The organism is uncultured Streptococcus sp. (genome assembly GCF_963516515.1).
Taxonomy (GTDB): Bacteria; Bacillota; Bacilli; order Lactobacillales; family Streptococcaceae; genus Streptococcus.
Window position 1 is genome coordinate 1 of sequence record NZ_CAUQCJ010000050.1, and the last position, 10244, is coordinate 10244.

7 protein-coding genes and 1 pseudogene are annotated in these 10244 nt (G+C 39.3%); 3 read left to right on the top strand and 5 right to left on the bottom strand.

What is annotated here, in order from left to right:
- The 4 genes from RYL77_RS08300 to RYL77_RS08315 form a co-directional block, all read right to left on the bottom strand.
- On the bottom strand, window positions 1-361 hold a 361-nt coding region (locus RYL77_RS08300; RefSeq protein ID WP_315010936.1), incomplete at its 3' end, for an 8-oxo-dGTP diphosphatase.
- Between the two features lie 24 nt (window positions 362-385).
- Window positions 386-1843 (bottom strand): PIN-like domain-containing protein, encoded by a 1458-nt coding sequence (locus tag RYL77_RS08305; protein ID WP_315010937.1) that lies wholly within the window; start codon window positions 1841-1843, stop codon window positions 386-388.
- A 16-nt stretch (window positions 1844-1859) separates the two neighbouring features.
- The gene (gene uvrB, locus RYL77_RS08310) at window positions 1860-3848 is read right to left on the bottom strand and encodes an excinuclease ABC subunit UvrB (protein WP_261026362.1); all 1989 of its coding nucleotides are present in this window, start codon (window positions 3846-3848) and stop codon (window positions 1860-1862) included.
- A 76-nt stretch (window positions 3849-3924) separates the two neighbouring features.
- Window positions 3925-4878, bottom strand: coding sequence for a CPBP family intramembrane glutamic endopeptidase (locus RYL77_RS08315; RefSeq protein ID WP_315010938.1), 954 nt, complete (start codon window positions 4876-4878; stop codon window positions 3925-3927).
- Window positions 4879-5048: 170 nt separating this feature from the next.
- Here RYL77_RS08315 and RYL77_RS08320 point away from each other — a divergent pair, with 170 nt between their 5' ends.
- The 3 genes from RYL77_RS08320 to zwf all read left to right on the top strand — a co-directional run bounded on the left by RYL77_RS08320 (window position 5049) and on the right by zwf (window position 9594).
- Entirely contained in the window at window positions 5049-7214 is a 2166-nt protein-coding gene (locus RYL77_RS08320) for an ABC transporter substrate-binding protein/permease (protein WP_315010939.1), read from the top strand.
- Window positions 7214-7954, top strand: a complete 741-nt coding sequence (locus RYL77_RS08325; RefSeq protein WP_315010940.1) for an amino acid ABC transporter ATP-binding protein — start codon at window positions 7214-7216, stop codon at window positions 7952-7954. Before RYL77_RS08320 ends, RYL77_RS08325 begins: the two co-directional genes overlap by 1 nt.
- Window positions 7955-8103: 149 nt before the next feature.
- Complete coding sequence (gene zwf / locus RYL77_RS08330) at window positions 8104-9594, top strand: glucose-6-phosphate dehydrogenase (RefSeq protein WP_315010941.1); 1491 nt, start codon at window positions 8104-8106, stop codon at window positions 9592-9594.
- 318 nt (window positions 9595-9912) lie between these two features.
- Here zwf and tnpA read toward each other — a convergent pair.
- Window positions 9913-10244, bottom strand: a pseudogene (tnpA, locus tag RYL77_RS08995) (IS200/IS605 family transposase); the annotation flags it as partial.

The following is a 10244-nucleotide window of genomic DNA, read 5'->3' on the forward strand; positions in this document are numbered from 1 at the left end:
GATCCAAGTTTGGAATCTGGTCTTTTTGCACCCAAGAAACTTCTCCTTCTTCTGAAGAGCGAAGAGTACCAGAGAACTCAGTCGCCTTATAACAAACGACAATATAGCGCCCACCTGTATCTAGTGGCCAATTTTTAATGCCGACAAGTTGAGGATTTTGGATAGTCAATCCTGTCTCTTCATAGATTTCACGAATGACAGACTCTGCGAAAGACTCGCCATTTTCTATATGACCTCCTGGAAAGGCATAACCAGACCAGCGATTGGTTTCAGGAGCGCGATACTGCATCACCACGCGCTGCGTTTCGAGGTCTTCAATCAGACAAATGTTTGTTAAAATTGTTAATTGTGCTCGAGACATAAATTTACTCACTTTCTAAAAAAATTAAATATTGAAATCATTTATTTCTATATCATCAAAAGTGTCATAATCTAAGTCATAAATAAATGATATTTCAAAAGTAGCATCTAATTCCGATGACTCATATTCAAATTCGGCATCTCCAGGTTCTTCGTAGAAAGGGCTCTTAGTAACAATACCAAAGTCTATATTCACATCAATATTTACTGTACACTTAATTTTATAAAAGTCATCTTCAATTGTGTATTCTTCAATCCTCACTTCTGTAATAGTTACATATTCAAATTCTCCCCAACCTATACTACCATACGAATTTTCAAAATTCATGTTTGGAAGTTCACTTTTTAAGTATTCCTCTATTACATCACTAATTTCATAATCATTTTCTACAATTTTTAATAATTCAGAAACATCTGTGACTTTTCTTCTTTTAATTACAGATGATTTACTACTTATTGACTGAGAAGGCGATTTTACTAAAGATCTTACTGTACTATCATTTAGAGAAGTTGATACTATTTTAGCAAAATCTAGTAGTGTATCACTAATAGATTTTGCTACTTGAGATGATACTTCCTCTTGTGAGAATTGTTTCATAAATTCCAGTTCATCCATTAAATAAAAATCTGCTCCAGTCTCATTTTTCATTTCCTCAATAAGTTCAATCCTTGGACCAATAATCTGATATTTCTTCTTACCATTTCCATCATTTCCAACACAAACTTTATAGTTTAAATCAGTTTTACTATCCCGTTTTCCATCAGAGGTTACAAAAATGACATGTTTAATTCTATCTTCCTTTGCTTTGTTAATTATATCCTTCCAAATAATTAAATCTCCAAACTTTTGTTGGTATTTTATACCATTATAACTTCTTGATAATTTTTTATTAGCATCATTAAAACCAGGTGGTATCCCATTTTTATATCTTTCTTCTCCTTCCTTTTCAATTTTTGTAATCATATCTTGAGTATATCTCTCTCCTGTTTTACTGTGCATAATTTCAACCAATGCATTAAAAATATTAGTTTGATTCTCACTTATTGAGGAAATCTTCTCAACTAATTTATTTTCTATATTAAGATCTTCTGAGTTTAATAAATCTGACAAATAAGCATTCAATTCTTTTTTATCTATATCATTTCTATACGAGAGACTAGAAAATAGTGTTTTTGCTGCTTCCGACTTCAGCTTATTCCAATTCTTACTGAAATTATTTTTGAATTTTGTTACATTTATCTCATTCAATAACAACGTTTCTGATTTATGAAAGTGGAATTCTAAAGCTACAAGATATGGAATATAAATTTTATCTTGTATACTTTGAATTATCTCAAAATATTCTTTTGATGCTTCTGGTGTAAATCTAAATACATTAAGCAATGAGTTAGTATCAAACACAATGATTGTATTCTCACTTGTCATATTTTCTTTATTAAATGGTTCTCTATAAAAACCATAAAATTCATCTTTATAGTTCATCTTTTTCCTTTCTTTCCTACCCCAACGCCTTGACTTCCAGCATCATATCACGAATCTGAGCTGCCAGTTCAAAGTCAAGCACTTCGACAGCTTCTTGCATTTGTTTTTCCAGTTTCTTGACTAGTTCTTTGCGCTCTTGCTTGTTGAGGCTGTTGATATCGACTTCCTTGTCCTCTTCCTTAGCAACCGCCTTGGTTACGGCAATCAGGTCTCGGATTTCTTTCTTAATGGTTTGTGGAACGATACCATGCTCTTCATTATAAGCCATCTGGATTTTCCGACGGCGGGCAGTTTCATCGATAGCACGTTGCATAGACTGGGTAACCGTGTCAGCATACATGATGACATGGCCTTCACTGTTACGGGCAGCACGTCCAATGGTCTGGATGAGACCACGCTCGTTACGAAGGAAACCTTCCTTGTCAGCATCGAGAATAGCTACGAGACTCACTTCAGGTACGTCAATCCCTTCACGGAGCAAGTTGATTCCGACCAAGACATCAAAGACACCCAAGCGCAGATCACGGATAATCTCCGTCCGTTCCAAGGTCTTGATATCCGAGTGCATGTACTTGACCTTGATACCCATTTCCTTGAAGTAGTCGGTCAAGTCTTCTGCCATCTTCTTGGTCAAGGTTGTAATAAAGGTTCGTTCATTTTTTTCAACACGAGCATTAATTTCACCCAAAAGGTCATCAATCTGTCCCATAGTCGGACGGACTTCCACCTCAGGATCCAAAAGACCTGTCGGACGAATGATTTGCTCAATCACGGTCTCTGTCTGTTCATTTTCATAGTCGCCTGGTGTCGCTGAAACGTAAACAATCTGGTGCACATGGCTTTCAAATTCTTCACGACGGAGAGGACGATTGTCCAAGGCAGACGGCAAACGGAAACCATAATTGACCAGCATTTCCTTACGAGAGCGGTCTCCATTGTACATGCCCTTGATCTGCCCCATGGTCATGTGGCTCTCGTCAATCATGATTAAGAAATCATCCGGGAAAAAGTCGAGAAGGGTATAAGGAGGCTCACCTTCGCTCCGTCCATCCATATGACGTGAGTAGTTTTCGACACCATTGGTATAGCCCATCTCACGCAGCATTTCGATATCATACTCTGTCCGCTGCTTCAAACGCTGAGCTTCAAGTAATTTGCCTTCCTTCTCAAAGACTGCTAACTGCGCCTCCAACTCTGCCTGAATTTTAGCAATAGCAACTTCCATGTGGTCGTCATTGGTCACAAAGTGAGTAGCTGGGAAAATCGCCAAATGATCCACTTCTCCCAATACCTGACCAGTCAGGGCCTCAACCTCACGGATTCGGTCAATCTCATCACCAAAAAATTCTACTCGAAAGGCATGTTCATCACGAGAAGCTGGAAAAATCTCCACCACATCCCCACGCACACGAAATCTTCCCCGTTGGAAATCAATGTCATTCCGCTCAAACTGAATATCAACCAGGTCATTCAAGAGTTTATCACGAGAAATTTCCAGACCTGGCCGCAGACTAACGACACTATCAGCGTATTCCTTGGGCGAACCCAAACCATAGATACAAGAAACAGAAGCCACGACGATGACATCATTACGCTCCAAAAGAGCTGAAGTCGCTGAGTGGCGGAGCTTGTCAATCTCGTCATTGACAGAGCTATCCTTTTCAATATAGGTATCACTAGAAGGGACATAGGCCTCTGGTTGATAATAGTCATAGTAGGAAACAAAATACTCAACAGCATTTTCAGGGAAAAATTCCTTAAACTCCCCATAGAGCTGGCCTGCTAGAGTTTTATTGTGGGCAATGACCAGAGTGGGTTTATTGACTTTGGAAATGACCTGACTCATGGTATAGGTCTTCCCTGTACCAGTCGCCCCCATCAGAATCTGAGCTTTTTCTCCCCCCTCAATATTATCTACCAGCTGCTCGATAGCTTGTGGTTGGTCTCCTGATGGTTGATATTTTGATACTAGTTTAAATTGATTGTCAGTAATGCGGTTAATCATAAGAATCCTCTCTCCATGTGCTATTCCTATTTTAGCATACTTGTAGCATTTTCACGAAGAAAAGGACGGACCGAAGTCACATCCTTTCATTTTCTTTCTTTAATTGATGAGCGAGATAGAAAATCAAAAGTAACAAGACTAAACTTGTCATGATAGAACCTTCTATCCCAAAAGAACCACCTGATAGCCAGCCTTGATTGCCTTGTGGTAAAAAGGTCATCAGCGACGTTCCTGATGGTTGACCACTAACTAAAATCCCAAAGAGATTTCCCTGAGCAAAATTCCAGGCGCCATGAATACCTGCTACACCCCAAACTGTATCTGTTTTGAGAAGGTAAAGTGACATGGCAACTCCGAATAAGAAGAGATTCACTAGAGATAGAGGGGTGAGACCAGAATTGCCCATATGGAGCAGGGTAAAGAATAGGCTAGATATAAGAACAGCTAGTTTTAGATTGGTTCTTGAGGCCAATTGAGGAAGGAGCCAAACACGGGCCACCACTTCTTCTGTTGTCCCCTGTAAAATCCAAAATGGGATAGTAAAGACAACAAAAGTAAGTGAATAAGGATTCAATCGAATGGACTCCAAACGATATTGCCCTAAGGCTACTAAAACTAACAAGGTCAGAAGAAAAAGTGCCAGGCCTAGGCCAAATCCTTTCAGAAGATTGCTGAGGAAATTCTCTCTATAAAATCCTAAAGTTCGAATAGGTCTTTTCTCAACTTTTCTAGTCCATCTAAACACAGTGTTAAGAACAAAACCAAAGGCCAGCAATTCTAAAATTAAACGAAAGTCACTTGTTTTATCCATCAAGCTCTGCTGCAAGGTCTGCAAGTAGCTTGCAAGATTTTGACCAGTCTCTCCAAAATTTCTAGCAAGTCCGATGAGAGCTAACAAACTAATACCATATAAAGTATAAGCCACAAACTCTCCTATGAAGACAAAAGCAAAGGCTAACAAGGGGCTTGTGTAAATGTTTAAACTCATTTTTGAAGTTTCAAAGTCTTTTAAGATTCTTTTGTTCTTCATATCCTTGTCCTCTTTTCTATTATATACTATTATTATAGCACTTTATAGTAGCAATTCAAGAAAGAAAAGAAATAACCTATGTTACATTTTCTGACACAAAAATATAAAAAATTTGCCTTTTTTTACTTTTTCTGATATAATGGGAAAATATTCGGAAAAGGAGACTAAAAATGAAGAAAAAATTTCTAGCATTTTTGCTAATTTTATTCCCAATTTTCTCATTAGGTATTGTGAAGGCAGAAACGATTAAGATTGTTTCTGATACCGCCTATGCACCTTTTGAGTTTAAAGATTCAGATCAAACTTATAAAGGAATTGATGTTGACATTATCAACAAAGTGGCTGAGATTAAAGGATGGAACATTCAGATGTCCTATCCTGGATTTGACGCAGCGGTCAATGCGGTTCAAGCTGGTCAAGCTGACGCTATCATGGCAGGGATGACAAAGACTAAAGAACGTGAAAAAGTTTTCACCATGTCTGATACTTACTATGATACAAAAGTTGTCATTGCAACTACAAAGGCACACAAGATTAGTCAGTATGACCAATTAAAAGGTAAAACTGTTGGTGTTAAAAATGGAACTGCCGCTCAACGTTTCCTTGAAAGTATTAAGGACAAATACGGCTTTACCATTAAAACATTTGACACTGGTGATTTGATGAACAACAGCTTAAGTGCTGGTGCCATCGACGCTATGATGGATGATAAACCTGTTATCGAGTATGCCATCAACCAAGGTCAAGACCTCCATATTGAAATGGATGGTGAGGCTGTAGGTAGCTTTGCTTTCGGTGTTAAAAAAGGAAGCAAATACGAGCACCTGGTTACTGAATTTAACCAAGCCTTGGCTGAAATGAAAAAAGATGGTAGTCTTGATAAAATCATCAAGAAATGGACTGCTTCATCATCTTCAGCAGTGCCAACTACAACTACTCTTGCAGGCTTAAAAGCTATTCCTGTTAAAGCTAAATACATCATTGCCAGCGATTCTTCTTTTGCACCTTTTGTGTTCCAAAATTCAAACAATCAATTTACTGGTATTGATATGGAATTGATTAAGGCCATCGCTAAAGACCAAGGTTTTGAAATTGAAATCATCAACCCTGGTTTCGATGCCGCTATCAACGCTGTCCAAGCTGGTCAAGCAGATGGTATCATTGCTGGTATGTCTGTCACAGATGCTCGTAAGGCAACTTTTGACTTCTCAGAATCATACTACACTGCCAATACTATCCTTGGTGTCAAAGAATCAAGTACCATTGCTTCTTATGAAGATTTGAAAGGAAAGACAGTCGGTGTTAAAAACGGAACTGCTTCTCAAACCTTCCTAACAGAAAATCAAAGCAAATACGGTTACAAAATCAAAACCTTCGCTGATGGTTCATCAATGTATGACAGTTTAAACACTGGTGCCATTGACGCCGTTATGGATGATGAGCCTGTTCTCAAATATTCTATCAGCCAAGGTCAAAAATTGAAAACTCCAATCGCTGGAACTCCAATCGGTGAAACAGCCTTTGCTGTTAAAAAAGGAGCAAATCCAGAATTGATTGAAATGTTCAATAACGGACTTGCAAACCTTAAAGCAAACGGTGAATTCCAAAAGATTCTTGACAAATACCTAGCTAGCGAATCTTCAACCGCTTCAACAAGCACTGTTGATGAAACAACTATCTGGGGCTTGCTCCAAAACAACTACAAACAACTCCTTAGTGGTCTTGGAATCACTCTTGCTCTAGCTCTTATCTCATTTGCTATTGCCATTGTCATTGGGATTATCTTCGGTATGTTTAGCGTTAGCCCATACAAATCTCTTCGCGTCATCTCTGAGATTTTCGTTGACGTTATTCGTGGTATTCCATTGATGATTCTTGCAGCCTTCATCTTCTGGGGAATTCCAAACTTCATCGAGTCCATCACAGGCCAACAAAGTCCAATTAACGACTTTGTAGCTGGTACTATTGCCCTATCTCTCAATGCAGCTGCTTATATCGCTGAAATCGTTCGTGGTGGTATTCAGGCCGTTCCAGTTGGACAAATGGAAGCCAGCCGAAGCTTGGGGATCTCTTATGGAAAAACCATGCGTAAGATTATCTTGCCACAAGCAACTAAATTGATGTTGCCAAACTTTGTTAACCAATTCGTTATCGCACTTAAAGATACAACCATCGTATCTGCTATCGGTTTGGTTGAACTCTTCCAAACTGGTAAGATTATCATTGCCCGTAACTACCAAAGTTTCAAGATGTATGCAATCCTTGCTATCTTCTATCTTGTAATTATCACACTTTTGACTAGACTAGCGAAACGCTTAGAAAAGAGGATTCGTTAATGGCAAAATTAAAAATTGATGTAAATGATTTACACAAAAACTACGGAAAAAATGAAGTTTTAAAAGGAATTACGACTAAGTTCTATGAAGGAGATGTTGTTTGTATCATCGGTCCTTCAGGTTCTGGTAAATCAACCTTCCTTCGTAGCCTTAATCTTCTAGAAGAAGTTACGAGCGGTCACATCACTGTGAACGGTTATGACTTAACTGAAAAAACAACTAACGTTGACCACGTCCGTGAAAATATCGGGATGGTGTTCCAACACTTCAACCTCTTCCCACACATGTCTGTTTTGGACAACATCACCTTTGCTCCTATTGAGCACAAGTTGATGACCAAGGAAGAAGCTGAGAAATTGGGAATGGAGTTGCTTGAAAAGGTTGGACTAGCAGATAAAGCTAATGCCACCCCAGATAGCCTATCAGGTGGTCAAAAACAACGTGTGGCCATCGCTCGTGGACTAGCAATGAATCCAGACATCATGCTCTTTGATGAACCAACTTCTGCCCTTGACCCTGAAATGGTCGGAGACGTACTAAACGTTATGAAAGACTTGGCTAAACAAGGCATGACCATGATTATCGTAACCCATGAGATGGGGTTTGCTCGTCAGGTTGCCAACCGCGTTATCTTTACTGCAGATGGTGAGTTCCTTGAAGACGGAACACCTGACCAAATCTTTGATAACCCGCAACACCCACGTCTGAAAGATTTCTTGGACAAGGTCTTAAACGTCTAAACTCAAACTGTGAGGATTTCCTTGCAGTTTTTTTCTATCTCGTATTGGATTTTTTGATTTTTCGGAAAATTATGTTAGAATTAAGTTTATGAATGAGGTTTCCTCATACCTAGCAAGACTAGGAATAAAAATAGAAATTAGGTAGCTAGATGTCATCTAAGGTTATTGTTACAATTTTCGGTGCGAGTGGAGACCTGGCTAAACGCAAGCTCTACCCTTCCCTTTTTAGACTATATAAATCCGGCAATCTTTCCGAGCACTTTGCCGTCATTGGAACTGCACGTCGTCCTTGGAGCAAGGAATATTTTGAATCTGTAGTAGTCGAATCTATCCTTGATTTGGCAGATAGTACCGAACAGGCTCAAGAGTTCGCTAGCCACTTCTACTATCAAAGTCATGATGTCAATGATACAGAACACTACATTGCTTTGCGTCAATTGCAGGCTGAACTAAATGACAAGTACCAAGCTGAACACAACAAGCTCTTCTTCTTGTCTATGGCTCCTCAGTTCTTTGGAACTATTGCTAAGCACCTCAAGTCTGAAAGCATTGTAGATGGTAAAGGTTTTGAACGTTTAATCGTTGAGAAGCCATTTGGTACAGATTACGCAACTGCAAGCAAGTTAAATGATGAACTCCTAGCGACATTTGACGAAGAACAAATTTTCCGTATTGACCATTATCTTGGTAAGGAAATGATCCAAAGTATCTTTGCAGTTCGCTTTGCAAACTTGATTTTTGAAAATGTCTGGAACAAGGACTTTATCGACAATGTTCAAATTACCTTTGCAGAGCGCTTGGGTGTAGAAGAACGTGGTGGCTACTATGACCAATCTGGTGCCCTCCGCGACATGGTACAAAACCATACTTTGCAACTGCTTTCGCTCCTCGCCATGGACAAGCCAGCCAGCTTCACTAAAGACGAGATTCGTGCTGAAAAGATTAAGGTCTTTAAAAATCTCTATCATCCAACGGAGGCAGAGCTTAAAGAACACTTTATCCGCGGTCAATACCGTTCTGGTAAGATTGATGGCATGAAATACATTTCTTATCGTAGCGAGCCAAATGTAAATCCAGAATCAACAACTGAAACCTTTGCATCTGGTGCCTTCTTTGTAGACAGCGATCGCTTCCGTGGTGTTCCATTCTTCTTCCGTACTGGTAAACGTCTGACTGAAAAAGGAACTCATGTCAACATCGTCTTTAAACAAATGGACTCTATCTTTGGAGAACCACTTGCTCCAAACATTTTGACCATCTATATCCAACCAACAGAAGGTTTCTCTCTTAGCCTAAATGGGAAGCAAGTAGGAGAAGAATTCAACTTGGCTCCTAACTCACTTGATTACCGTACAGATGCGACCGCAACTGGTGCTTCTCCAGAACCATACGAAAAATTGATCTATGATGTCTTAAATAATAACTCAACTAACTTTAGCCACTGGGATGAGGTTAGTGCGTCATGGAAATTGATTGACCGTATCGAAGAACTCTGGGCTGAAAATGGTGCCCCACTTCATGACTATAAAGCTGGAAGCATGGGACCTCAAGCAAGCTTTGACTTACTTGAAAAATTCGGTGCCAAATGGACTTGGCAACCAGATATCGCCTATCGTCAAGATGGTCGTTTAGAATCATGACCACCCGTCAAGATGGTCGTTTAGAATCATGACCACCCGTCAAATAGGTGGTTTGAACCAGGGCTATAAGCCCAAATCACCAGCCAGCGCCTAAAGACGCTGGCTTTCACGTTGTTCAATCCTTATTGCTCTTGACTCGTCACTTGCCTCTTAATACTCAATAAAAATCAAAGAGCAAACTAGGAAACTAGCCGCAGGTTGCTCAAAACACTGTTTTGAGGTTGTAGATAAGACTGACGAAGTCAGTCACATATATACGGCAAGGCAACGTTGACGTGGTTTGAAGAGATTTTCGAAGAGTATAAAGAGGCTTTAGTATTACTTACCACTATCCCTAAAGGGAGCCTCATATTCTTTTACACTTAATTTATCTAGTGCTATATCATGCTTTACTCGCTCTCAAATTTCCATACTCGTGAAGAAATCATCCACTGGATCATTTCTTTAATCTTGAATATATTTCTTAATTGTGGCTTCATTAAGCCCTACTGTGCTCACATAATAACCTTCTGCCCAGAAATGCCGATTCCCAAACTTGTACTTGAGATTGGCGTGTTTGTCAAACATCATGAGTGCACTTTTACCTTTTAAATAACCCATGAAACTTGAAACACTTATCCTTGGTGGAATACTTACTAACATATGTACAT